This is a genomic window from Halomonas sp. HK25 (assembly GCF_047795635.1).
GTDB lineage: Bacteria > Pseudomonadota > Gammaproteobacteria > Pseudomonadales > Halomonadaceae > Halomonas.
On record NZ_CP181044.1, the window covers coordinates 129,219 to 153,251 of the forward strand.

The following is a 24,033-nucleotide window of genomic DNA, read 5'->3' on the forward strand; positions in this document are numbered from 1 at the left end:
TGCTCAACTGACGGTGGCGCGGATGTCGCGGGCCTTCTGTTGCAGCAGCGGGAGGTACTCCGTCATCAGAGTGTCGAATGCCACTCGGGCGGCATTGGTGCTGATGTTGATGGCGCCGAGCAGCTTGCTGTTGGCGTCGAAGGCCGGCACGGCGATGGAGCGCAGGCCGGAGTCGAGCTCCTGATCGGCGATGGCGTAGCCCTGCTGGCGAGCCTTGAGAATGCATTTCCTGAGCTCGGCCTTGTCGGTGATGGTCTTCTCGGTGTGCTTCTCCAGCACCGCCCGCGCAAGCCAGGCGTCGAGCTCCTCGTCCGGTAGCTGGGCCAGCAGCACGCGCCCCATGGAGGTGTGAGCCGCCGGCAGGCGTGTGCCCACCGCCAGGGTGATGGCCATCAGTCGGTGGCGCGAGGAGGAGCGCGCCACATAGGTGACCTCGTCGCCGTCCAGCACGCCCAGGGAGGAGGATTCCCCCGATTCGCCGGTGATCTCCTCAAGTACCTGCTGGATCACGCTGCGATAGTCGTTGGCCGACAGAAACGCGTAGCCCAGCTGCAGCACCTTGGGCGCCAGCTCGAAGACGCGCTGCTGCTTGCGCACGTAGCCCAGGGCATGCAGGGTCAACAGGAAGCGCCGGGCGCGGGCGCGATTCATGCCGGTGCGCGCGGCCACTTCGCTGAGCGTCATGCGCGGGTGGGCCTCGTCGAAGGCCAGGATCACCTCTAGGCCGCTGGCCAGGGCGGTAACGAAGTCGCGGTCCTCGGGTGCCAGTGCTTCATCCTGTTCCACGCTTGCCATCCTTCATGTCTTTGGTCGATATCCTGAGTCGTGTTGCTCGACGCCTCATCCCAATCTAGCATAGTGTTCGAATTGCGAACACTTGTACGACTTTTGAGCTGGCGCCCCGCTGGCCCTTGATTGCCTGGAGATCCTGCATGCTCGCCGCCCTGATCCAGCACCCCTTCATGAGCCAGCCGGCGCTGGCCGAGTGCAATGCCGACGCGATGGTCCAGGCCATGCTGGCCTTCGAGTTGGCCCTGGCCGAGGTTCAGGAGGCCCACGGTGCGGTGCCCGAGGAAGTGAGTGGGCAGATGCGTCATCTCCTCGAGGCACACCGCTTCGAGCTCGATGCTATCGCCGCCGGCATCGCCAGCGGCGGCAATGCCGCCATCCCCTTCGTCAAGCAGGGCAAGGCGGCGCTGCCCGACGCGCTCAAGCGCTACTTCCACCAGGGGGCCACCAGTCAGGACGTGGTGGACTCGGCCCTGATGCTGCTCCTCAAGCCGCGCCTGGCGGCCCTGGATGCCCTGCTGGTGCGCTGTCGCACCGCCGCCATGGCGCTGATGGAGGCCCATGGCGAGACGGTGATGGTGGGGCGCACCCTGATGCAGCAGGCCCTGCCGATCACCTTCGGGGTCAAGGTGGCCCACTGGGCCATCGGCCTGGAGCAGGCGCGCCGCCGCCTGGCCGGGGTCGAGCTGCCGGTACAGTTCGGCGGCGCCGTGGGAGTGCACTCTGGTTTAGACGGGCCGGGCCGGGACGACATGGGCCTCGCCTTCATGGACGCCCTGGCCGAACGGCTGGACCTGAGTGCGCCCGTGCTGCCCTGGCATACCGACCGCCAGCCGATCCACGCTCTGGGCACGGCGCTGGATGCCGCGGCCGGTGCCGCCGAGAAGCTGGCCCTTGACGTGGCCCTGTTGACCCAGACCGAGGTGGGCGAGGTGGCCGAGCCCTCGGCCCCCGGCATGGGGGAGTCCTCCTCCATGCCTCACAAGCGCAACCCGGTACGCTGCGCGCTGATCCGCGGGGCGGCCCGCCAGGTGCATGGCCACGCCACGGTGCTGCTCAACGCCGCCGCCCAGCCCCTGGAGCGTGGCCTCGGGGAGTGGCATGCCGAGTGGGCGCCGCTGGTCGACAGTGCCCTGCTGCTGGAGGGCGCCCTGGAGCAGGTCGCGGTGCTGCTCGAGGGGCTGGAGGTGCACCCCGAGGCGATGCGCCGCAACCTGGCCGCCACCGGCGGCGGCATCATGGCCGAGCCGGTGGCGAAGCTGCTGGCGCCGATCCTGGGCCCGGATGCCGCCAAGCGCATCAGTGCCGAGGCCGCCGAGACGGCGCGCCGGCAGGGCATTCCCTACGCCGAGGTACTCATTGCCCATTCCGAGGTTCAGGGCCAGCTGGACCCTGAGGCGGTGGCCCGTGTCACCGATCCATCATTATACCTTGGTAGCAGTCGGGCCCAGGTGGCTCGTGCTGCAGAGTGGCTTTTAGCTATATAACCGTTTGTTCAAGAAAGCATTATGGCATGTGAGAGGGGAGGGCTTTGCCTTCCCCTCGGCGTTTTCGGGTGTCGACAATTTGACGCTGGACGGAGGTGGAAGTAATTTGTTCGCATCTCAAAACACTGTTCGCAAGACGAACTATCCGGATCCATCACTAGGAGGACGTCCCATGGCCGAGTTCCTGAGCCTGCATGACGCTGTTGCGCGCTACGTTGAAGATGGCGCCACCGTGGCCATGGAGGGCTTCACCCACCTGATTCCCTTCGCTGCGGGTCACGAGGTGATTCGCCAGAAGAAGCGCGATCTGACCCTGATCCGCATGACCCCCGACCTGATCTACGATCAGCTGATCGGCGCCGGGTGCGCGAAGAAGGTGATCTTCTCCTGGGGCGGCAACCCCGGCGTGGGCTCCCTGCACCGCCTGCGCGACGCCGTGGAGAAGGGCTGGCCTCACAGGGTCGAGATCCTGGAGCACAGCCACGCCGCCATGGCCTGCGCCTTCGAGGCCGGCGCGGCGGGTCTGCCCCTGGCGGTCCTGCGCGGCTACGTGGGTAGCGAGCTGCCCAGCGTCAACGACCAGATCAAGTTCATCGAGTGCCCCTTCACCGGCGAGCGCCTGGCCGCGGTGCCCTCGGTGCGCCCGGACGTCTCCATCGTCCACGCCCAGAAGGCCGACCGCGCCGGCAACGTGCTGGTGGAAGGCATCGTCGGCGTGCAGAAGGAGGCGGTGCTGGCGGCCAAGCAGAGCATCGTCACCGTCGAGGAGATCGTCGAGGACCTGCGCACCGAGCCGGGCTACCACCCCAACGCCTGCATCATCCCGGGTTGGGCCATCAGCGCCATCGCCGTGGCCGAGAAGGGCTCGCTGCCCTCCTATGCCCACGGCTACTACCCGCGCAACAACGCCTTCTACAAGGAGTGGGACGCCATTGCCCGGGATCGTGACACCTTCACGGCCTGGATCGAAGAGAACGTCATGAACGCAGGGGGGAACGCCTGATGAGCCTCGATTACACTTCCTCGGAGATGATGACCGTCACCGCGGCTCGCGCCCTGGAGAACGGCACCACCTGCTTCGTCGGTATCGGCCTGCCCTCCGAGGCCGCCAACCTGGCGCGCCTGACCCACGCCCCCGACGTGGTGCTGATCTACGAGTCCGGCACCCTGCAGACCAAGCCCGACGTGCTGCCGCTCTCCATCGGCGACGGCGAGCTGGCCGAGACGGCCCTGACCACCGTGGCGGTGCCGGAGATGTTCCGCTACTGGCTCCAGGGCGGGAAAATCAACGTGGGCTTTTTGGGCACCGCGCAGATCGACCGCTACTGCAACCTCAACACCACCCTGATCGGGGATTACCGAGAGCCCAAGGTGCGCCTGCCGGGCGGCGGCGGGGCGCCGGAGATCGCCACCAACGCCGGCGAGGTCTTTATCACCCTGAAGCACTCCAGGCGTGCCTTCGTCGACCGGGTCGATTTCGTCACCACCCTGGGCTTCGGCCGCGACGGCAAGGGACGCGACGGCGTGCCCAATATCGGCAAGGGGCCGACCCGCGTCATCACCGACCTCTGCGTGATGAAGCCCGACCCCGAGACCAAGGAGCTCGTCGTGGTGTCGCTCCATCCGGGCGTGACCCGCGAGGACGTGATCGAGGCCACCGGCTGGGAGATCCGCTTCGCCGAGCAGCTCGAGGCGACGCCGGAACCCTCGGCGCATGAGCTCGAGATCCTGCGGGATCTGAAAGCGCGTACCGACAGAGCCCACGCCGGTGAGTGACCACGCGACCCGCGGCGAACTTCAGGAGATAAGGACATGACCGACGTATTCCTCTGCCATCCGCGGCGCAGTGCCGTGGGCCGTTTCGGTGGCACGCTTTCCAGCGTGCGTCCCGACGATATGGCCGCCACCCTCTTCAAGGCGGTGCTGGCGGAAGCCCCTGAGCTGGACCCGGCGGCCATCGAAGAGGTCTTCATGGGCTGCGCCAACCAGGCCGGCGAAGACAACCGCAACGTGGCGCGCATGTCGGCGCTGCTGGCGGGCCTGCCGACCTCCATCCCCGGCACCACCATGAACCGCCTGTGCGGCTCGGGCATGGACGCGGTGGGCACCGCCTTCCGCGCCATCAAGGCCGGCGAGATGGACCTGGCACTGGCCGGCGGCGTGGAGTCCATGTCCCGGGCGCCCTATGTGCTGGGCAAGGCCGACAGCGCCTTCTCCCGGGGCCAGAAGATCGAGGACACCACCATCGGTTGGCGCTTCATCAACCCGCAGATGAAGAAGGCCTACGGCGTCGACTCCATGCCGGAGACCGCCGAGAATGTGGCCGAGCAGTTCAATATCTCCCGCGACGACCAGGACGCCTTCGCCCTGCGCTCCCAGCAGAAGGCCGCCGCGGCGCAACAGGCCGGACGCTTTGCCCTCGAGATCACCGCTATCGAGATCCCGCGGCGCAAGCAGGCGCCGCTGGTCTTCGACCGGGACGAGCACCTGCGCGAGACGACGCTTGCGAAGCTCGCGGCGCTGCCGACGCCCTTCCGCGAGGGCGGCAGCGTCACCGCCGGCAACGCCTCCGGGGTCAATGACGGCGCCGCCGCCATGCTGGTGGCCAGCCAGGCAGCGGTGGAGAAATACGGCCTCACGCCCATGGCGAAGATCCTCGGCATGGCCACCGCCGGCGTCGAGCCGCGCATCATGGGTGTTGGTCCGGTGCCGGCGGTCAAGCGCCTGCTCGAGCGCACCGGGGTGTCGCTGGACGAGATCGAGGTGATCGAGCTCAACGAGGCCTTCGCCGCCCAGGCGCTGGCCTGCATGCGCGACCTGGGGATTGCCAACGACGACCCGCGGGTCAACCCCAACGGCGGCGCCATCGCGCTGGGCCACCCGCTGGGCATGTCCGGCGCGCGCCTGCTGCTGACAGCGGCCCATGAGCTGCAGAAGCACGGCAAGCGCTATGCCTTATGTACCATGTGCGTGGGCGTGGGCCAGGGCATCGCGACCCTGATAGAGCGGGTATAAGCGAGACCAAGCGAGCAACCGGGGCCGGTCATCCACTGTTGCCGGCCCTGCTCGTTGCACTGCACGGAGAGAGACCATGGCATTTCTGAATATCAAGGGGCGCAGCGTCGCCTATCGCCTGCTGGGCGCCGAGGCCAACCCCCTGGTCGTGCTGGCGCACCCCCTGGGGATGAGCCAGGCGGTGTGGGATGACGTCCTGCCGGCGCTGCTGCCGCGCTACCGGGTGCTGACCTGGGACCTGCCCGGCCACAGCGCCAGCCAGGCCTGGGGCGAGGCGCCCATCGCGCCGTCCGACCTGGCCGCCGAGGCCCTGGCCCTGGCCGATCATGCCGGTGCCAAGCGCTTCCACTTCGCCGGCACCTCCATCGGCGGCGTGGTGGGCCAGCAGCTGATCAGTGAGCACGCCGAGCGCCTGCTTTCCGCCACCCTGACCAACACCGGGGCGGTGATCGGCAACCCCGAACTGTGGAACACCCGCGCCGGCCGCATTCGTCAGGAAGGCCTGGCGGCGATGGCCGAGGAGATCGTCCCGCGCTGGTTTGCCCCGGCCTGCTTCGAGGCCGAGCCGGCGCTCAAGACGGGCTGGTGCACCCAGATGGGCCGCGGCGACGACGACTCCTACGCCAAACTGTGCGAGATGCTGGGCAGCCATGTCTTCACCGGCAAGCTTTCCGGCAAGCCGGTGAAGGTGCAGCTGATGGGCGGCAGCGAGGATATGGCCACCCCGCCGGCGACCCTCGAGGCTCTGGCCGCCGAACTCGACGGCGCGGCCCTCGAGATCCTTGAAAGCGTTGGCCACGTGCCCTCCGTGGAGGTGCCGGCGCTGTTCGCCGAGAAGCTGCTGGCGGTGATGGCGGTGGATCTGGGCGACGTGGGCGCCAGGGGCGTGGACTACGCCACCGGCCTGGCGACCCGCCAGCAGGTGCTGGGTGAAGAGCACGTGGCGCGCTCCACCGAGAACGCCACCCGCCTGGATGCCCCCTTCCAGCAGATGATCACCCGGCTGGCCTGGGGTGAGCTGTGGAGCAACGACGACCTGACCCGCCGCGAGCGCAGCATGATCACCACCGGCATCCTGGCCGCGCTAGGTCGCGAGGAGCTCTCGCTGCATCTCAAGACCGCCAAGCGCATCGGCCTCAGCGAGGCGGAGCTACGCCAGGTGCTGATGCACGTGGCCATCTATGGCGGCGTGCCGGCGGCCAACCACGCCTTTGCGCTGGCCAAAGAGCTCGGTTGGGGGGGGATAATTACTAGATTTTGTTAGGGCGCTAATGTATGCCCTGATATGGCATATGAAAAGCTGGCACCTATGCCGGCTTTTCTGCCTGATGGGCCAGGTCAAAAATCGCTAAGGGAGAGCGCAATGAACGGGAAGTCAGTCACTCTGGAGACCGGCGCCGCAATGCAGCAGGCCCTGCTAGCCTACGGCCTGCTGTGGTGCTTGGGCCTCTACCTGCGGCTGACAGTGCTGATCGTCCCCCCGTTGATTCCCCAGCTCAAGGCGGTGCTAGGGTTCACCGGCGGCGAGGTCGCCACCGCCACCAGCTTGCCGCTGGTGACCTTGGCTATCGGGGGCCTGATGACCGGCTGGCTGCTGACCCGGCTCGGTGTGCGGACCTGCGTGCTGGGCGGCCTGGCGGTAATGGCCATCGGCAGTAGTCTGCGAAGCCTGCCGGAGGGCTTTCTGCCCTTCATGCTGGCGACCCTGCTGATGGGCGCCGGCATCGCTTTGGTGCAGGCGGCGATGCCGGTGCTGGCCAAGCTGTGGGCGCCTGCGCGCATCGGTCGCGCCTCGGCGGTCTACACCAACGGACTGCTTGTGGGCGAGTTGTTAGCCACCGGGGCAACTGGCCCCCTAGTCACGGCCTGGCTGGGGGCTCAGTGGCAGTGGGCCTTCACCCTCTGGGTGCTGCCAGTGCCGCTGCTCATGTTGGCTCTGGTGCTTGGCAGCCGGCGACTGCCTGCGATGGCGGGTGGCTCCAGGGCCGCTGGCCTGATCCTGCCGGACACCAGGGATGGCCGGATGTGGCGCCTGGTTGCCCTACTCGGGGCGGCGGCAGCTCTTTATTTCACCGGCAATGTCTTCCTGCCGCCGTTGCTTGAGGAGAGCAGCCGGCTGGCGTTGCTGGCGCCCAGCCTTACGGCGCTCAACGGCGCGCAGATGCTCTCCTCGGCGCTGCTGATACTCTATGCCGACCGCCTTATGGGGCGGCCCTGGCCGCTGATCACCATCACCGCCCTGGCCCTGCTAGCCCTGCCTCTTATGCTCTGGCTGCCCGGCACTGGGGTGGTGTGGGCCGCTGGAGTGTTCGGCTTCTTTACCAGTGCGCTGTTCATCTTCGTGCTGGCGTTGCCCGCCTGGCTGGTTGGCCTTGAGGCACTGCCGCGACTGATGGCCGGCATGCTCTGCTTCGGCTACCTTCTGGTTTTTGCTATTACCGTGGTCGGCGGCTGGCTCAACGATCTCTCGGGAGTCGTGGCGCTTGCTTTCCTGCCGACCCTGCTGATCAGCCTGGTGGCCATGGCGAGTACCCATCGGCTACTCGTCTCCCGCCAGTCGGAGGCCTGAATGCTCAATGTTCGTATCAAGCTTCGCCACCTCCAGGCCTTCCTGGAGGTCGCCCGTCAGCGCAGTTTCGCACGTGCCGCCGAGCGCCTGGCGATCACTCAGCCCGGGATGTCCAAGATCATCCGTGAGCTCGAGGAGATTCTGGAGGCCAGCTTGTTCGAGCGGACCCCCAAGGGGGTAGCGCTGACCCAGGCTGGCCTGACCCTGCTGCGTCATGCGGGCCCCGCCATTCGTGCCCTGGAGGAGGGTGTCAGTGCCATTGGCGACGCCCGCGACAGCGTGCGCCGGCTTCGGGTCGGTGCACTCTCCACCGTGGAAAGTCGGCTGCTGCCTGAAGCATTGCGGCGCTGGTATGCCGAGGGAGCGGAGCATGCCGACGTCGGACTGAACGTGGTGACCGGCCCCAGTGCCTTCCTGCTCTCCAGGCTGCATCGTGGCGAACTGGACCTGGTGGTAGGGCGCATGACCGAGGCGCGTGAGATCCAGGACCTGGCCTTCGAGCATCTCTACTACGAGCGGCTGCTGCTGATGGTGCGTGCCGGACATCCGCTGGCCGGCGTGAGCCCGCTGTTGCCCGAATCTCTTGGTGCTTACTCCTGGGTGCTGCCGCCGCCCCAGACAACCCTTCGGCAGCAGGTTGACAGCTTCTGCCTGCGTCACTCCCTGGTCCTGCCGCCAGGCCTACTGGAGACTCTATCGCTGCCGCTGAGTCCTGGTTATACCTTGGGCAGCGATGCGATTTGGGTAGCGCCCGCGGAGGCTGTTGGCGAGAGCGTGGCGGCTGGAGAGCTCTGCGAGCTTTCGTTGCCGCTGGAGCAGCAGGGGGGCTCGGTGGGGCTCTGCCATAATGCCACCCTGCAGCCTTCGCTGGCGCTGGAGGCCTTCTGTGAGAGGCTCAGGCAAGTGGCGGCCAGCATGAAATGAGGTGTTGTTATCCCATAACCATATGGTTATGTCGCGTGGCTTAGACGTCAATAGCCAGACGCTGTCAATACCGCGACACTGATCCCGGTCAATCATCCACCCCTGGAGACGATCGTCATGCAGGAAAACAACAAGCGCTTCGTCGAGCGCGACCGCAACTGGCACCCGCCGGCCTACGCCCCTGGCTACAAGACCTCCGTGGCCCGCTCGCCGCAGCAGGCGCTGGTCAGCATGCAGAAGCCCACGGTGTCGGAGCTCTCCGGTCCCGATTTCCGTCATCTGGGCATGGGTCCCCATGACAACGACCTGCTGCTGAACTTTCGCCAGGATCCGAGCCAGGGCCAGGGCCTTCCCCAGGGCGAGCGTATCATCATGTTCGGCCGCGTGGTCGACCAATTCGGCAAGCCGGTGCCCCACACCCTGGTGGAGATGTGGCAGGCCAATGCTGGCGGCCGCTATCGCCACAAGAATGACCGCTACCTGGCGCCGCTGGACCCCAACTTCGGCGGTGTGGGTCGCTGCCTGACCGATGATCAGGGCTGGTACCGCTTCCGCACCATCAAGCCGGGTCCCTACCCCTGGCCCAACGACATGAACAGCTGGCGTCCATCCCACATCCACGTCTCGGTGATGGGCCCGTCGATCTCCACCCGCCTGATCACCCAGATGTACTTCGAGGGCGATCCGCTGATTCCGCTGTGCCCCATCGTCCACACCCTCCGGGATCCTGAGGCTGTCGAGACCATGATCGGCCGCCTGGACCTGGCGCGCAGCAATCCCATGGACTGCCTGGCCTATCGCTTCGACCTAGTGGTGCGCGGCGAACTGCAGACCTATTTCGAAAACCAGTAATCGGTTCGAGAACCAGTGACAGGATGGGGTAACCAGACCATGAACCAGCCGAATTCCCGACCCGCCAGCGAGCTGATGCTGCGCGAGACCGCTTCCCAGACCGCCGGGCCCTATGTGCATATCGGCCTGGCTCTGGCCGCCGCCGGCAATCCGACCCGCGATCAGGAGATCTGGAACGAGATGGCCCGGCCCGAGGCCGAAGGCGAGCAGATCGAGGTGGTCGGCACCGTGATCGACGGCAACGGCGACCTGGTGCGCGACGCCTTCATCGAGGCCTGGCAGGCCGACGCCGTGGGTGAGTACCAGCGCGAGTACGACCTGAAGAAGCCGTTCAACAGCTTCGGGCGCACCGCCACCACCTTCGACCACGGCAGCGAATGGTCGCTCAAGACCATCAAGCCGGGGCCGGTGGCCCATGCCAGCGGGCAGCCCCAGGCGCCGCACATCAACCTCGCGATCTTCGCCCGTGGAGTAAACATCCACCTGCAGACCCGCCTCTACTTCGAGGACGAAACCGAGGCCAACGAGTTGTGCCCGGTGCTTACCCGCATCGAGTCACCAGCTCGCCGCCAGACCCTGATCGCCAAGCGCGAAGAGGTTGACGGCAGGGTGCGCTATCGCCTCGACATCTGCCTGCAGGGTAAAGGTGAGACGGTTTTCTTCGACTTCTGAGTCATGCTCTTCTGCCTTCAGAATAGTCACCAGCGCCGCCTTTGGGCGGCGCTTCATGTTGGTGCGCCAGGCATGGCGCGTAGCGCTTGACTGGCGCTGTTCCCGAGGGTGGTGCCTCGGTATGACTTGGGGGTGAAAGTCCCCTGCACGCCCTGCAAGGGGAAGTGCTAGCCGACGGCAAGGGTGTCCCCCGCGAGGGGGAATCTGAAGGCAGCCCGAGGCAAAACGCTGGCCTGACGAACAGGAAGCGGATACGAGGCGTCATGGCGGGGTGAGATGGCACGAATCATCGAAGCCCAGTACTTGCACGGAACGCCATGACGTAGATCCGACAGGCATAAGCGGGAAGGTCGCGCGTCTTACCCTGGGAGGTCTGCTGGTCTGCCACTGTGCTACCGGCGCTGAGAGGCGACGGGATGGGCCACCAGACGTCAGTAGAGGCCATAGTAAGTGCCGGTTTACCGCGGCACCAAGGGCCGAACATGAAGAACCGCGAGTAGGCGATGACGTCTCGAGGATCGATCATGAAGACAGAAACTGGCGCTGAAACCGCCACCCACCCAGAGGGGCAGGGGCGGAACCCCGAGTCCCAGCAGGTGGGCGTCGAGACGGTCCCGGCGTCGTCATCGTGGACGAAATCGAAGCCCGCCCCGCTCATGGAGGTCGTGGTAGAGAAAACCAACATGGCGCGGGCTTACCGTAGGGTGGTCGCCAACAAAGGTGCGCCGGGTGCCGACGGCATGACGGTGGACCAGTTGGCCGACCACCTGAAACAGCACTGGCCGACCACCTGAAACAGCACTGGCCGACGCTGCGTGAGCGGCTGCTGGCCGGTGAGTACCACCCCAGCCCGATCAGGGCCGTAGAGTTTCCCAAGCCCAAGGGTGGGACGCGACAGCTCGGCATTCCCACGGTCACCGACCGGCTGATCCAGCAAGCGTTGCTACAGGTGCTGACGCCGATCTTCGATCCGGGCTTTTCCGAATCGAGCTACGGTTACCGCCCCAGACGCAGCGCTCAGCAGGCCGTCTCGGCCATGAAGGCCAATGTCGCCGCCGGCCACCGCTGGGTGGTCGACCTCGACCTGAAAGCCTTCTTCGACCGAGTGAACCACGACCTGCTGATGGTCAGGATCGCTCGCCGCATCCGCGACAAGCGGGTGCTGCGCCTGATCCGTCGCTATCTGGAAGCCGGGATGTTCCGGGACGGCTTGGCCGCGCCACGCCGGCAGGGCACGCCGCAGGGCGGGCCGCTGAGCCCGCTGCTGGCGAACATCCTGCTGGACGACGTGGACAAGGAACTGGAGCGCCGCGGTCACCGTTTCTGCCGCTACGCCGACGACCTGCAGGTGTATGTCAGGAGTCGGCGAGCGGGTGAGCGCGTCATGGCCAGCCTGAGTGATTTTCTCGAGAGCTCGCTCAGGCTCACGGTCAATCGCGCCAAGAGTGCGGTGGACCGGCCGTGGCACCGGGGGTATCTGGGCTACACGCTGACCCGGCACAAGCGGCCGAAGCTGACGCTGGCCAAGGCCAGTATGCAGCGCCTGATGCAGCGTGTCCGCGAGATCCTCAAGCGCGGCAGAGGGCGCCACATCCGGCGAGTCATTGAGGAGCTGGTCCCCGTCCTGCGGGGCTGGGCCAACTACTTCAGTCTCGTCGACGTGAAACGCCCGCTGGAAGTGCTGGATCAGTGGATACGTCGCCGACTGGGTTGTGTGATCTGGCGGCAGTGGAAGCGCCCATGGTCTCGGCGCCGCAGGCTTCTGGCGCTGGGCCTGGACGAGCAGCGTGCCTGGAAATCAGCGGGAAATGGGCGAGGTGCTTGGTGGAATGCAGGTGCGCTGCACCTGCGCCATGCTTTGCCCAACCGCTGGTTCGCTCAGCGGGGGTTAGTCTCGGTACTGGATACGGTAAGAGGGATTAGCCGTTCCTCGTGAACCGCCGTGGTACGGAACCGTATGCCCGGTGGTGTGAGAGGACGGGGGAGGCGACTCCCCCTCCTGGTATGGATTGACCCGTCAAAGGGTCGGTTGACTCTACTACATGTGATTGTCCTCAATGCCTACGGCTCAGGAAGCGAGGGGCTATCAGCGACGGTGGATCTCTCTGGTATTCGTGGGTTGGGTACCGACCTGTCATCACTTCGTCGCGGAGCTGCCCTGGTCTGGTATGGATTGACCCGTCAAAGGGTCGGTTGACTCTACTACATGTGATTGTCCTCAATGCCTACGGCTCAGGAAGCGAGGGGCTATCAGCGACGGTGGATCTCTCTGGTATTCGTGGGTTGGGTACCGACCTGTCATCACTTCGTCGCGGAGCTGCCCTGGTCTACACGCGAGGGTCACCCTGCCCCGCAGGGCGGGGGCCTCATAGGAGCGTCAGGGGTTCTCCCACCGGCCCGACGCTCCCTGACCCGAAGGCACTGAGAGGTGATACTCATGCCGTGGCTCGACTGCCGTGGGGTTTGCCCATGGCCTCGCAGGCGATGGCCCACAGGAAGCCTGCCATCTCCCGTGCGATCGCGGTGACCACCTGCTGTTTGACCTTGCCTGTGGCCGCCAGCCGGCGGTAACGCCCGCAGAGCCGCTTCTGTGCCTCCCAGGCGATCGCCTGGACCGTCGGCGTGGTCTTCTCCGCTCGCTGCTCAATGATGCGCGTCTTGCGCGCCGGGAAGCGATAGCTCCAGGCGGCCTCCACCAGCACGCGTCGCACATGCCCGTTGCCCGTCTTGGTGATGCCGCCCTGTCGTCGGCTGCCACCGCTCGAGTGCTCACTGGGCACAAGCCCCAGATAGGCCATCAGCTGACAGGGTGAATCGAAGCGGCTGATGTCACCAAGCTCGGCCAGCACCGTCATCGCGGTGATCAGACTCACGCCGCGCATCGCCTGGATGGCCTCGACCACCGGGGCCAGTGACCAACTCGGCAGCGCCACCGCCATCTGCCTTTCCAGGCCGGCCACGCGCCGCTGAGCCTCGCGCACCGCCTCGATGTACTCCTGGAGCACGATCTGCTGAACAAGGGTGTTGAATCGCACCGTTTCCAGCCAGCGGAAGTGCGCGGGAATCCACTTGCTCTTGCCACCATAGATCTTGCCGTGACGCAGCAGGAAGGCGTTCAGCCGCTGACGTGCCTTGAGCTCGATGGCCTTCATGTCCTCGCGGGCCCGCGTCAGGTCGCGTATTGCCTCCTGCTCCGGGGTGGGCACCCACACCGGCGTGAGCTCCCCGGAACGCGACAGACGCGCCAGCATCTGCGCGTCTCGCCGGTCGGTCTTGACGCGATCGCCTGCCCGCCGAGGGATCAAGGTCGGAGCGACGACCTCACAGTCATGGCCGCTGGCCTGGACCTGGTGATAGACCCCGTAGCCACAGGGGCCTGCCTCATAGCTGAACAGCAGCGGCTGCCCGGCGAAACGCTCGCTCAGCTGACGAACCAGCTTATCGATGGCCTGTGGTTCGTTGGGGATCTCGCCGCGGAACTCGGGCGCCTGTCGTCCGGCCTCGGCGATCGCCACCGAGATGCTGACCTTGTGCACGTCCAGGCCGATATAGGCGGCGTGGCCATCGCTGGCGGCGTTGACCTGCTCGGCGACGGTACGGTCCACAACGGCTCGCTGAGTTGCGTTAGACTGTTTCATGACCTGCCTCCCTCAATAGTGGCTCTGTGTTCTGGTCCCACCCTCAACGTAACCCACGACGTTGAGGCGGGGCAGGTCAATCCATCATGTCTATAGCTGTTCCTCCTTGGCCCGTTGCCTTTCGTAGGTGCGGGCCCTTTTGGCATTTTATTATTTTCTGCCAGCTGCCCCTTGTAAGCCTTCGGGCTTAGAAGGCCCTCGGGCTGATCTTCTCGATGGTAATGTGCCTATGAGTAATCTCCATGCCGCCTCGCGCTGTATTTCACGTCAGGTGCAGTTATGGTGGCCCCGACACATCTGCTCGGGCCAAGTGCGGCGTGGGGAGTAGAAGTCATGTTGTCAGACCGCATATCCCCAGAGTCAGGTCACCAGGCGCAGCGCGACCAGGCGCTCAAAAAAGGCTTCGGAGTACGCCACATCCGGATCCACGCTCACATTGTTGGGCGTTGCGCCCATGGATACTGAGTAAGGAGTGGCACTGGGGTCGCTGGGCGTGGGGTCTGACTCAGTTGGACCATGCTCAGGGGGCGAGAAGCTCGCCGGCGCGTCGGGTGCGGCGGTGTGCCCACCTGCTGGGCCTGGCCGTGCTGGTGACAAGGCTACTGTGGCCAGATCCTCTGGCAAATCATCGTTGAGCCGCCTTGCAAAGCGCCTCAGGTGCACCTCATTGAGCGCATAGCAGTAGCACTCTCCGTCATCCTGGCCTGTTCGCCGAATGATCCGGCCCAGCACCTGGCGAAAAGACTGCTCTGTCCGAATGTGGCTGAGGTAACAGCACACCTGGAGTCGGGGAATATCGACCCCTTCACTGACCATGCCGACCGAGACAATCCACGGGGTGTCGGCCTCGCGAAACGCGTCCAGGCGAGCATGTGCGTTGGTCTCTCGGCTTGTTACCAAGCAGACCCCCTGCCCCAGGTCCTCGAGGCGCTGGGCGATCTCTTCGGCATGGACGATATCCGAGGCCACCACCAGTCCAGCGGCGGACGGGATGCGCTTCCGTACCGCGCCGAGTCTCTCACAGCCCAGTGTCAGCATGCGCTCCATAGGGGCGTCATCTCTGATCAGGCTGCTGTAATGCACAGCCGGGTGGCGGAGCAGGTGGGGAATGCTGGAGTAGTGGCGGTTTTCTTGACGCCCGGTGCGTGGATGCCGCCCCTTCAGCTCGATCGATCGATTGTCGACGAGTTCGATGTGGGGAAAACGGCAGATGCCATCGCGGATGGCCTCTCGGAGAGTGTAAACATAGTCCGGTTGTAACTGCCGCTGTGCACGCTGCCCATCGCCTTGGTCACCTGCACTGTTTTCATCCGCGACCTCCACATACCGCAGCAGTGGCAGAAAGCTGCCATCGGTTCGCCAGGGGGTGCCAGACAGGGCGAGGGTGTAGCGCACATGGCGCTCCAGAGCCATTAGAGCAAAGCCCCACTGGTTGGCACCTTCCAGTGTGCCGTCGTACCCCGCGGCGTGGTGGCTTTCGTCCCAGATGAGCAGCACACGCCCCTTTTTTCCAAGGCGCTTGAGCTCATCGAGGCGGTGTTGAAGTGCATGGTAGGTATAGGCTGCACCGGATGCGCCCAGCTTGCCATCCATGGCCATGCCTGTGATCTGGCTGAGTGTCTCCGTCGCTTGCTTGACCAAGGCCCGGGTGGGGGCGAGGTAGATCACATAGTTAATGTCGCCACGCTGGAGCAGCGAATTGGTTAGCGAGGCGGCCATCAGCATCTTGCCGGCGCCCGGCGTTGCCTGACACAAAAAGTGCACCTGCGTCGACGTCGGTGACAACGTCTGCAGTGCCTGCTCTATGCACTGGGCCTGCCAAGGACGAAGCGAGGGGAGGCCGGCTTCGGGAAAAGTGGGGGACTGAGTAGCGGGGTTCATGCGCACTTCTCCTCGGCAGCCAGGGCGCTGCGCAGCTTGATGTTGGCGTCTAATCCGCCTTTAAGACTGCCACCGCGCTCAAGGGCGGCATCGAGCAGGGATGAGATGCAGGAGTGCGCTTCGGGGAATTTTGTACCTGATTACGTATATGGCTCAGCCAGCTTCAGGAGCCGGTAAGGCATCGGCGGTGTTCTGGCCGCCACCGTCAGAAAGCGCGGAATCATGGCCGTGAGGTCATAGCGCCGATTGAAGCGGTACTCGAACTCAGCCAGATAGCGCGGCACATGTTGTCCACGGATGGCATGGTAGCTGCCGGTGATGGCGTTCTTGACGTTGCCCAGCACGGTGTTGACCCAGTTGAAGGCGGGGATCTGCGCACTGGCACGGCCACCGCCAGTGATGAAGCGCTCATGGGTGTAGGCCGGGGTATCGAAGACCCGGAAACACCCCAGGCCATCGCTGACCACCCGACTGCCAGGCGCGATGGCGACCTGGGCATAGCGCCTCACCTCGGCGCGGGTAAAGCCGCTTACGCGACGCAGCTGGACGCGCTGGGGATGGCCCTCCTCATCGGTCTGCACCGCGGCGACGAACGGGAACTTGTGCTCAGCGCCGCGCCCGCGCTTTCCCGGCCGTTCACCGCCGAGGTAGGCATCATCGATCTCGATGCGTCCGGTGAGCGTCTCGCCCTGGTTGCGCTCATGCATGACCTGCAGCAGCTTGTGCTTGAGCTTCCAGGCGGTGTTGTAGCTGACGCCGAGCTCGCGGGACAGCTGCAGCGCCGAGAGGCCATTCTTGCGTTGGGTCAGCAGGTAGATGGCCAGAAACCAGGTGGTGAGCGGCAGGTGCGTGGCGTGGAAGATGGTCCCGGCAGTCAGCGAGGTCTGATGGTGGCAGTGATGGCACTGGTACACCCCGCGCGCGAGTTGGCAGCCGGTGGTGTTGCCGCAGTCGGGGCAAACAAACCCCGTGGGCCAGCGATGCTGAAACAGGGCCGCACGGCACTGCGCTTCGGTGCCGTACTGGTCGAGAAATGCCGGCAATGACAGACCGGACTGGAACTGGATAGGATTGCGAGCCATGACGGTATCTCCTGAGAAACCCTTACCTTTCAGCATAGTCCAGGCCCCGCCAGCGTAGCTGTACAAAGTGCGTAATCAGGATTTTGTAAGTGCGCGGCGATAGTACTCGGCCTCGCTCAGGGTTGCATGCATCTCGGTTCGAAGCCGATGGCGCTCCTCGTCCAGGTAGGTCAACAGTTCCTGGGCGGCAGGGGGTGGAGCCGTCGATGGGTTAGGCGGATTCGGTCTGGGAGCGGCCTCGGCAGGTGGTTCCGGCAGGTTCATCTTGAACAGACGGCGGTTCGCGCCGCGAACGCCGATTTGTTCGATCAGGTTGTGGCGTTCCAGTGTGCGGAGGCGATCGCGAACCACCAGGCGCAGCTTGATGTTGTCGACGCTGGCCAGCTCGGGCACGTTGAGCAGATGGTCGCGCAGCTCCGGGATGGTGAAAGAGGCATTCGTCTGCGCATAGCAGAGCAGCTGACGGTCCAGCGCCTCGGCGATCATTTGCTTCAAAGGATTGGCCGTACGCATTTTCTGAGGGGGAAGGGTTGTACGCGGGCTCATTCGCTCACCTCCTGCTGTGCCTCATGGGTCAGGCAGTCAGCGGCACGCGACAAGTTTTCGGCCTTGCGAATATGGGCGTGATAGCAGCGGTAGCGAGCATGAGTGCTGCTGTTGGAGGCCAGAGCGGACATAGCTATGGCTCGATGGGCGGCAGCGCGTGCACGGCGGCTGCTGCGATGGGGAGATACGGTCGGGTTAACCACTAGGTGAGCTCCTTTCTGTTGGAGCCGCCCCCGCTGTCGCCAAGCAGCGATGGGGGCGGCCGTACGCGGGTTGGCGAACCGGCCAGAAAGGACACCGGCAGACCCGAAGGTCTCCCACGCACGACCGCCATAGTCATGACAGGCAAAAAAAACGCCAGCCATGGAAGGGGCGCTTGTGCGCCTTTCTGAATTCGGGTCGCCAAACCCGGCCGAGCAGTGTCACTCGACACTGTATAAACTAGCAGTGCTGGTATTGCTTGTAAAGACCTGTGCGTTGACCTATTCGAGTGGATGTCCTCGCAGGAAATTCTCGCACTCTACCACCGCTGGAGTTTCGCTTCTAAAAACTTGCGCACATCATAGAGATCAGCAATATGCCCGCTTTTCAGACGTTTCCAGGGCGGCTGTCCACCGAACATAGGATGGTTGTTGGGGCGATGTAGCCAGGAATCTGCGGCGTCATTGCTGGGTAGGAGAACCTGCAGTGCCTGATAGATGCCGAGGATCAACGACATTCTTTCTAGGTGGTGCCTGTCGAGCAGAGCCTGCTCTGGCAACTCGGACCAGCGGCGGTAGGTTTCGACCGATACGCCGAGCAGCCGAGCTGCGTCTACCGGGTGTAGCTGCCAGTCGCGAACAATGTTCGGGTAGGTACGCATTACCGCTGCGGACATCCTGCTTCGTGATTCATCGGTAAGATCATGAAATGACATTGAAAATCCTGATGTTCCAGTCTAGAAGTTAGGTTGGTGAGTGCCTTGTAGTGTTATGGGAAGCCGCTTTCACGGATAGCGGCGATGGCCTGGAGGCGAATCGGAAGGTGCATGTTCGGTTTGGGTGTCGCTGAATTCATCACCTAATAACTTGGTTTATCGGCTATCCTAACACCCTAGGCATCCACTTGGATGTGGCCATGGATGAGTGGGTATGCGTCACTCTGGGGCTGGCGGCGGTGAATTGGGCCGGCGTCTTAGCGTCGATGCAACTACTGGCAACTTACTGGCACATACCTTGTGACGTCAGGCTATCAGCCATAGCGGATTCTGAAAGGCTGATATGCTGCATATTTCCCTGGCGCTGGGCCGACGTGCGCTAACCTGGCAGCGGGGGGTAGCGCAAGCCTGTCTCCACTATGTTTAGCCAGAGCGGTCGTGGATAACCTGCTGATATAGTTGTCTTGTTGGCGTGCTATGTAGATTCATCAGCCAATTGCTGAAGATAGAGTGTCGGGAACTGTCGATTTTTGGGGGCTCATCATGAGTGCCGGGCTGCAAGATTTCATCAATCAAGAAGGCTGTGTTTCTCCTGATGCTTTGATGGACGAGCTAAATATCAGCAAAGACGAGCTCGCTCAGGCTATCGGGTTGGTTTATAGTGAGAGAACTCGAGAAAACTGCCTGTATATGGCGCTAGCGCAGCAACGCCTTTTCCAAGTGGTCACGATACTAACAAGTATCGAGCCTTGGGCTGGGTCCATGAGTGCGGGTTGGTCTTGGTTCAGGCACTATCCTATTGCTCCGCTGGGCGGTGTTACCGCAGAGAACCTTGTTGCCCAAGGTAGGGGCGACGCTGTTAAGGCATATTTATCGCATATTGAACAAGGTGGGTTTGCTTGATGTGCTGACTTGCATAAACGTTCAGAGTTTGATTTTTTGAGTGCTTTTTCTGGAGAATAACTGGAGGTTTTGCGAGATTGAGCGGTAACATGTTTAGGGAAACGCTGCACAAATCCCGCCGTAGCTGCCTGATCGCCACTGGCGGGGTAGAATCTGACCATCCCGCCACCGTCTGACAGAGCCATCCGATGAAGCAGATCTCGTTCGCCCAGGCAGAGCACCAGAACAAGAAGAAGGTCACCCGTCGAGAGCGGTTCCTGGCCCAGATGGAGGCTTTGGTGCCTTGGCAACGGCTGATCGACGCGCTGTCGCCATCCTACTTCCCGAACGCGGCGGGCAAGCGGGGCCGGCCGCCCATCGGCCTGGAGCGCATGCTGCGGATCTACTTCCTGCAACAGTGGTATGCGCTTGCTGACGAGGCGCTCGAAGATGCCATCTATGACAGCCAGGCGATGCGTGACTTCGTGGGTATCGATTTGGCCATCGAGAGCGTGCCGGATGCGACCACACTGCTGCGCTTCCGCCATCTGCTGGAAAAGCATGCCCTAACGCAGCGGATCTTTGAGGAGATCAATGCTCACCTGGCCGAGAAGGGACTGTTCATGCGTGAGGGCACCATTGTCGACGCCACCATCGTGGCGGCCGCGCCCTCCACCAAGAACAAGGCCAAGCAACGCGATCCGGAGATGAAGCAGACCAAGAAGGGCAACCAATGGTTTTTCGGCATGAAGGCGCATATCGGCGTCGATGCCGTCACCGGGCTGACCCACAGTGTCGCCGCCACGTCGGCCAACGTCGCCGATGTCACCATGACCAGTGAATTGGTCCGGGACGATGATAAGCGGGTATACGGCGACGCGGGCTACACCGGCATGTGGAAGCATCTGGATGAAGAGAAGGATGCCCTGGATTCCCGGTGTTGTGTTGCCGCCAAGCGTGGCGCCATCAAGAAGATGGAAGACAGCCCGATGAAAACGCTGTTGCTGGCATTCGAGAAGGCCAAGGCCAGCATCCGTGCCAAGGTCGAGCACCCGTTTCATGTCATCAAGAACCTCATCGGCTACCGGAAGGTGCGCTACAAGGGGCTGGCCAAGAACCAGGCGCAGCTGTTCAGCCTGTTCGGACTGGCCAATCTGGTGTTGGCGACACGATACGAGGGCCAAGTTGATGGGGCCAGTGCGCCTTGAATCTGGCCTGGCAGCCGGATAACCCGGCTGCCAGGGAAAATAGGCCGCCTGTGGTGGTCAGAAATTAACCGCTGAGGCGCAGGGGGTTTCTGCGCTGAGTGCCAAAGGCGCTCGGTATCGAATTGATCAGCGGTTCCTTAGGTGTGGGGGCCCGGGTGAGTTGCTAAAGAAGCCCCCTTGCTGTCAGCAGAGGATAACTCCTATGGGCCATATCTTCACCCGGGGCGTCGCCTATTCATCGCTTCTTTTTTTTGGCTTCAAAAAATCAAAAATATCAACCGCTCTCTGGCCAAATAAACTGGCAGGATCCGCTCTGTGTCTATTTTCACCATCATATACACTCGGTTGCATGTATTTTAGTTGGGTAGCGTTCAAGCCGTCACGCACTGGCTTAACCTTGTCTGTGTTGTAGTCAGTGGCAGAGTTACTATTTCCCATTATAGAAGGTGTTCTGGTCAAGTCAGAGCGGACACATTTTCAAGCCGCAGCTGCCAACTCAATCTCCCTCGGCGTCTGGTAGCCGAGGGTCGAGTGGAGCCGGCAGCTGTTGTACTCCATCTCGATGTAGTCGATCACATCATGCCGTGCTGCCTGTCGGCTCCCGTATCGCTGGCCGGCCAACCACTCGCTTTTCAGTGAGCCGAAGAAGCGCTCCATGACGGCATTATCCCAGCAGTTCCCCTTCCGGCTCATCGAGGCCTGGAACCCGTGCCGATCCAGCGTGGCGCGGTAATCACGAGATGCGTACTGACTGCCGCGATCGCTGTGATGGAGCAACCCGCTCTCGGGCTGTCGGCGACCTATGGCCATCTCCAGGGCGTCCAGCACCAGCGACGTGCGCATGTGGTCGGCCATCGCCCAGCCCACTAACTGCCGGTCGTGGAGGTCGAGCACCGCCGCCAGATAGAGCCATCCTTCCAGCGTCCAGATCGCGGTAATGTCGGCCACCCATGCCCGGTTCGGTTCCGCCACCATGAACTGGCGGTTCAGCAGATTAGGCGCCACCGGCAGGCTGTGCTCACTGTCGGTGGTATGACGCCAGCGGCGCCGCTGCCGTGCCTCTACGCCGGCTTCCTGCATCAGACTCCGGGCCTGGTAACGGCCGACGTCGTATCCACGGCGTCGCAGTTCTCTGGCCATGCGGCGGCTGCCATAGCTGCCACGCTTCTGGCGATGAATCTCTCTGACCTCGTGTAGGAGGGCCTGGCGCGGTTCATCAGGGCTACGTCGTCGCCAATCATAGAAACCACTCCGGCTGACCTGCATGACCCGACACAACACGGCCACGGGATAGGTGGCCTTCTCCGACTCGATGAACTGGTATCTCAGCTCGACTCTTTGGCGAAGAAGGCCGCCGCCTTTTTTAAAATATCCTTTTCAATCTGAAGCTTACGAACTTCTTCGCGGAGCTTATTGATCTCGGTGTCGCGATCATCCTCCTGCCGCCTCGGGGTGCCGGAAACCTGCTGACGGTGCTTGCGGCACCAGCGGTCCAGCACGCTACGTTCCACGCCCAGGCGCCGGGCGGCCTCAGATACGGAATACCCCTGATCGATTACCAGGCTCACCGCATCCGCCTTGAACTCATCGGAAAACCGACGTCGAGTCTTCTTGGTCATGAACACCTCCATTGCCTCCATTATGAGGCTTATCGGAGTGTCCGCTCCAATTGGACCACTTCAAGGTGATTTTCTCCCTGAGGGGGCGTTTAGGCTGCTCTCTCCTTTTTGAGACTTGTTTCTAGCGTAATGCAGTAGGTGTAGGTTGGGGAGGTGGGTTCGGATATAGCGACGGATCGTCATCTCGTGGCAGGCAAGGCCAACATGCTGCAAGACTGCATGAATAAACGGGATCGAATAGCCCTTACTGGCGAGGCTCTCAATTTCATTATGAACAGCTGACATCTGGCGCGCTGGCTGCCGACCGAAAGAGCCAAAGTGGAGAGAGTCACCCCGGCCATCGCCCAAGTTGAATGTCTGTTCGGCCACTGCGGCTGCATGCTGATGATTAACCAAAATACCTCCTAGCCTGGTGAGCAATTAAGCCTATTTTAGCATATTGCTTATCTTGAGGTTTTTGGCCGATTCATAACTTGCAATTTTGCGATGTTCAGCGGCTTCTACTCCTCAAGACTGGAGCCTTCGAGGGCCCCAGATCTTTCAAAATAGCTAGGCGATGGTCTTGGCTCATTCCAAAGCTGCTGGTGCTCTGCTCATTGATCGCGCAAGTCATCTAGGTAGTCGGCCCAGCTCTGCAGCATCTCTCGTCGCTGCTCCAGAAACTGAGTCCGGTTGTAAGCCCTGCCATTGCTGTCCCGCACCGCATGGGCAAGCTGCTGCTCGATGTATTCAGGTGGATAGCCCAGCCGTTCAGCCAGAATCGTTCGCGCCATGGCGCGGAAACCATGGGCGGTCATCTGCCCTTTGAACCCCATCCTGTCCAGAGCAGCTTTGATTGCGACGTTGCTCATTGGCCTTTTGTGGCTCCGCGCCCCGGGGAATACATACTCTGAACGTCCGGTGAGTCCGTAGAGGTCACGCAAGATGGCCACAGCCTGAGAGGGGAGGGGCACAAGGAGTGGCTGATCGGTTTTGCTGGCTGTGAACGACCAGAGTGCGTTATCTAGGTCCATGTCGGTCCACTTGGCTTGGCGTAGCTCCCCGGGGCGGGTAAAAACCAGAGGGGCGATCTTCAGGGCGGCGATGGTAACGGGCTGGCCGCCGTAGCCATCGATCGATCGCATGAGTTCTGCAACTGCGCTGGGCTCCGTAAGGGCGGCGAAGTGCTTGGTTCTGTGGGGGCGAAGGGCGCCGCGAAGGTCGGGGGTGGGGTCGCGCTCGGCGCGCCCGGTAGAGATGCCATAGCGAAAAACCTGTCCACATAGTGCTTTCACGCGGTGGGCAGTTTCTATGTGTCCCCTGTCCTCGATGCGGCGCATGCAGGCCAGCAGTTCAGCTGCGGAGATCTCGGCCAGCGGCCTCTTGCCGAGGACAGGAAAGGCGTCGCGCTCAAGTCGCCGGCGGTTTCGCTGGTAGTGATCAGGCACGACATCATGCTGGTGAACCCGCTCCAGCCATTCCTGTGCCACCAGTTGGAAGGTATTGGCGGCGACCTGCTGCCCCAGCTGGCGCTCAAGCCGCTTGGCCATGCTGGGGTCCACACCTTCGCCTAGCTGCTCCTTGGCCTTATCTCGTGCCTTGCGAGCATCGGCCAGTGAGATCTCCGGGTAGGTGCCTATGGCCAGCAACTTCTCTTTCCCGGCAAAGCGGTACTTCATCCGCCAGTACTTGCTGCCGCTCGCCCGGACCTCCAGATAGAGCCCGCCACCGTCGGCCATTTTGACCGACTTCTCTGTAGGTTTCGCTGACTTGATGGCAGTGGCGGTGAGTTTGTTGGTCTGGCGGCTCATGGGGGTACCTTACGGAAGGCTTGGTCTGTACCCCCAATCTCGCCACCCCATCCAACGGGTGGAAGTGCTGGCAAAGCCCCGGCTGCTGCGGTTGCCGGGTGGGCTGGGGGTATCAGATTCTGGTTTCGACGATGTACCCCCAGATTTACCCCCATTGTTGGGG

General features: G+C 63.1%; 20 protein-coding genes and 1 pseudogene. 13 read left to right on the forward strand and 8 right to left on the reverse strand.

All coding sequences use genetic code 11. From position 1 onward, the window contains the following. Window positions 1-3: 3 nt before the first annotated feature. Window positions 4-786 (reverse strand): IclR family transcriptional regulator domain-containing protein, encoded by a 783-nt coding sequence (locus tag ACM26W_RS00585; protein WP_416138944.1) that lies wholly within the window; start codon window positions 784-786, stop codon window positions 4-6. A 146-nt stretch (window positions 787-932) separates the two neighbouring features. Here ACM26W_RS00585 and ACM26W_RS00590 point away from each other — a divergent pair, with 146 nt between their 5' ends. The 11 genes from ACM26W_RS00590 (at window position 933) to ltrA (ending at window position 12,244) form a co-directional block, all read left to right on the forward strand. Further along, window positions 933-2,276 carry an adenylosuccinate lyase family protein gene (locus ACM26W_RS00590; protein ID WP_416138945.1) on the forward strand — a complete coding sequence of 448 codons (1,344 nt, stop codon included), beginning with the start codon at window positions 933-935 and terminating at the stop codon, window positions 2,274-2,276. A 172-nt stretch (window positions 2,277-2,448) separates the two neighbouring features. Continuing rightward, window positions 2,449-3,279, forward strand: coding sequence for a CoA transferase subunit A (locus tag ACM26W_RS00595; RefSeq protein WP_416138946.1), 831 nt, complete (start codon window positions 2,449-2,451; stop codon window positions 3,277-3,279). Further along, a complete protein-coding gene (locus ACM26W_RS00600; RefSeq protein ID WP_416138947.1) occupies window positions 3,279-4,052 on the forward strand; it encodes a CoA-transferase subunit beta in 774 nt (257 codons plus the stop codon). The genes ACM26W_RS00595 and ACM26W_RS00600 overlap by 1 nt, the downstream gene beginning before the upstream one ends. A gap of 36 nt (window positions 4,053-4,088) precedes the next feature. Further along, a complete protein-coding gene (gene pcaF, locus ACM26W_RS00605; protein WP_416138948.1) occupies window positions 4,089-5,291 on the forward strand; it encodes a 3-oxoadipyl-CoA thiolase in 1,203 nt (400 codons plus the stop codon). Window positions 5,292-5,367: 76 nt separating this feature from the next. Then, a complete protein-coding gene (locus ACM26W_RS00610) occupies window positions 5,368-6,555 on the forward strand; it encodes an alpha/beta fold hydrolase (protein ID WP_416138949.1) in 1,188 nt (395 codons plus the stop codon). A gap of 99 nt (window positions 6,556-6,654) precedes the next feature. Beyond that, window positions 6,655-7,860 carry a CynX/NimT family MFS transporter gene (locus ACM26W_RS00615; RefSeq protein ID WP_416138950.1) on the forward strand — a complete coding sequence of 402 codons (1,206 nt, stop codon included), beginning with the start codon at window positions 6,655-6,657 and terminating at the stop codon, window positions 7,858-7,860. Beyond that, window positions 7,861-8,784, forward strand: a complete 924-nt coding sequence (pcaQ, locus tag ACM26W_RS00620) for a pca operon transcription factor PcaQ (RefSeq protein ID WP_416138951.1) — start codon at window positions 7,861-7,863, stop codon at window positions 8,782-8,784. A 117-nt stretch (window positions 8,785-8,901) separates the two neighbouring features. Continuing rightward, entirely contained in the window at window positions 8,902-9,636 is a 735-nt protein-coding gene (pcaH, locus tag ACM26W_RS00625; protein WP_416138952.1) for a protocatechuate 3,4-dioxygenase subunit beta, read from the forward strand. 39 nt (window positions 9,637-9,675) lie between these two features. Continuing rightward, window positions 9,676-10,308, forward strand: coding sequence for a protocatechuate 3,4-dioxygenase subunit alpha (gene pcaG, locus ACM26W_RS00630; RefSeq protein ID WP_416138953.1), 633 nt, complete (start codon window positions 9,676-9,678; stop codon window positions 10,306-10,308). A gap of 524 nt (window positions 10,309-10,832) precedes the next feature. After that, window positions 10,833-11,102: a hypothetical protein gene (locus ACM26W_RS00635; protein ID WP_416138955.1), complete on the forward strand. Its 270-nt coding sequence runs from the start codon at window positions 10,833-10,835 to the stop codon at window positions 11,100-11,102. Window positions 11,103-11,134: 32 nt separating this feature from the next. Then, window positions 11,135-12,244: a group II intron reverse transcriptase/maturase gene (gene ltrA, locus ACM26W_RS00640; RefSeq protein ID WP_416140938.1), complete on the forward strand. Its 1,110-nt coding sequence runs from the start codon at window positions 11,135-11,137 to the stop codon at window positions 12,242-12,244. Between the two features lie 499 nt (window positions 12,245-12,743). Here the strand turns inward: ltrA and ACM26W_RS00645 are convergent, their stop codons facing one another. From ACM26W_RS00645 to ACM26W_RS00665, 5 genes are all read right to left on the reverse strand, one after another. Then, window positions 12,744-13,946, reverse strand: coding sequence for an IS110 family transposase (locus tag ACM26W_RS00645; protein WP_416137234.1), 1,203 nt, complete (start codon window positions 13,944-13,946; stop codon window positions 12,744-12,746). A gap of 360 nt (window positions 13,947-14,306) precedes the next feature. Beyond that, complete coding sequence (locus ACM26W_RS00650) at window positions 14,307-15,827, reverse strand: DEAD/DEAH box helicase (protein ID WP_416138956.1); 1,521 nt, start codon at window positions 15,825-15,827, stop codon at window positions 14,307-14,309. 140 nt (window positions 15,828-15,967) lie between these two features. After that, on the reverse strand, window positions 15,968-16,909 hold the full coding sequence (locus ACM26W_RS00655) for an IS1595 family transposase (RefSeq protein ID WP_416137616.1): 942 nt from the start codon (window positions 16,907-16,909) through the stop codon (window positions 15,968-15,970). Between the two features lie 75 nt (window positions 16,910-16,984). Continuing rightward, complete coding sequence (locus ACM26W_RS00660) at window positions 16,985-17,455, reverse strand: hypothetical protein (protein ID WP_416138957.1); 471 nt, start codon at window positions 17,453-17,455, stop codon at window positions 16,985-16,987. 520 nt (window positions 17,456-17,975) lie between these two features. After that, entirely contained in the window at window positions 17,976-18,371 is a 396-nt protein-coding gene (locus tag ACM26W_RS00665; protein WP_416138958.1) for an antitoxin Xre/MbcA/ParS toxin-binding domain-containing protein, read from the reverse strand. 543 nt (window positions 18,372-18,914) lie between these two features. Here ACM26W_RS00665 and ACM26W_RS00670 point away from each other — a divergent pair. Both ACM26W_RS00670 and ACM26W_RS00675 read left to right on the forward strand, forming a co-directional pair. Further along, window positions 18,915-19,274 (forward strand): XRE family transcriptional regulator, encoded by a 360-nt coding sequence (locus ACM26W_RS00670; protein ID WP_416138959.1) that lies wholly within the window; start codon window positions 18,915-18,917, stop codon window positions 19,272-19,274. 188 nt (window positions 19,275-19,462) lie between these two features. Further along, on the forward strand, window positions 19,463-20,461 hold the full coding sequence (locus ACM26W_RS00675) for an IS5 family transposase (protein WP_416138960.1): 999 nt from the start codon (window positions 19,463-19,465) through the stop codon (window positions 20,459-20,461). Window positions 20,462-20,938: 477 nt separating this feature from the next. Here ACM26W_RS00675 and ACM26W_RS00680 read toward each other — a convergent pair. After that, window positions 20,939-22,080, reverse strand: a pseudogene (locus tag ACM26W_RS00680) (IS3 family transposase). A 593-nt stretch (window positions 22,081-22,673) separates the two neighbouring features. Continuing rightward, window positions 22,674-23,870, reverse strand: coding sequence for a tyrosine-type recombinase/integrase (locus ACM26W_RS00685; RefSeq protein ID WP_416138961.1), 1,197 nt, complete (start codon window positions 23,868-23,870; stop codon window positions 22,674-22,676). Between the last annotated feature and the right edge of the window lie 163 nt (window positions 23,871-24,033).

Excerpts from the sequence above, each read along its gene's own strand:
- ACM26W_RS00590 (WP_416138945.1), top strand. The coding sequence starts at position 933 with ATGCTCGCCGCCCTGATCCAGCACCCCTTCATGAGCCAGCCGGCGCTG.
- ACM26W_RS00595 (WP_416138946.1), top strand. The coding sequence starts at position 2,449 with ATGGCCGAGTTCCTGAGCCTGCATGACGCTGTTGCGCGCTACGTTGAA.
- ACM26W_RS00600 (WP_416138947.1), top strand. The coding sequence starts at position 3,279 with ATGAGCCTCGATTACACTTCCTCGGAGATGATGACCGTCACCGCGGCT.
- pcaF (WP_416138948.1), top strand. The coding sequence starts at position 4,089 with ATGACCGACGTATTCCTCTGCCATCCGCGGCGCAGTGCCGTGGGCCGT.
- ACM26W_RS00610 (WP_416138949.1), top strand. The coding sequence starts at position 5,368 with ATGGCATTTCTGAATATCAAGGGGCGCAGCGTCGCCTATCGCCTGCTG.
- ACM26W_RS00615 (WP_416138950.1), top strand. The coding sequence starts at position 6,655 with ATGAACGGGAAGTCAGTCACTCTGGAGACCGGCGCCGCAATGCAGCAG.
- pcaQ (WP_416138951.1), top strand. The coding sequence starts at position 7,861 with ATGCTCAATGTTCGTATCAAGCTTCGCCACCTCCAGGCCTTCCTGGAG.
- pcaH (WP_416138952.1), top strand. The coding sequence starts at position 8,902 with ATGCAGGAAAACAACAAGCGCTTCGTCGAGCGCGACCGCAACTGGCAC.
- pcaG (WP_416138953.1), top strand. The coding sequence starts at position 9,676 with ATGAACCAGCCGAATTCCCGACCCGCCAGCGAGCTGATGCTGCGCGAG.
- ACM26W_RS00635 (WP_416138955.1), top strand. The coding sequence starts at position 10,833 with ATGAAGACAGAAACTGGCGCTGAAACCGCCACCCACCCAGAGGGGCAG.
- ACM26W_RS00645 (WP_416137234.1), bottom strand. The coding sequence starts at position 13,946 with ATGAAACAGTCTAACGCAACTCAGCGAGCCGTTGTGGACCGTACCGTC.
- ACM26W_RS00650 (WP_416138956.1), bottom strand. The coding sequence starts at position 15,827 with ATGAACCCCGCTACTCAGTCCCCCACTTTTCCCGAAGCCGGCCTCCCC.
- ACM26W_RS00655 (WP_416137616.1), bottom strand. The coding sequence starts at position 16,909 with ATGGCTCGCAATCCTATCCAGTTCCAGTCCGGTCTGTCATTGCCGGCA.
- ACM26W_RS00660 (WP_416138957.1), bottom strand. The coding sequence starts at position 17,455 with ATGAGCCCGCGTACAACCCTTCCCCCTCAGAAAATGCGTACGGCCAAT.
- ACM26W_RS00665 (WP_416138958.1), bottom strand. The coding sequence starts at position 18,371 with ATGTCATTTCATGATCTTACCGATGAATCACGAAGCAGGATGTCCGCA.
- ACM26W_RS00670 (WP_416138959.1), top strand. The coding sequence starts at position 18,915 with ATGAGTGCCGGGCTGCAAGATTTCATCAATCAAGAAGGCTGTGTTTCT.
- ACM26W_RS00675 (WP_416138960.1), top strand. The coding sequence starts at position 19,463 with ATGAAGCAGATCTCGTTCGCCCAGGCAGAGCACCAGAACAAGAAGAAG.
- ACM26W_RS00685 (WP_416138961.1), bottom strand. The coding sequence starts at position 23,870 with ATGAGCCGCCAGACCAACAAACTCACCGCCACTGCCATCAAGTCAGCG.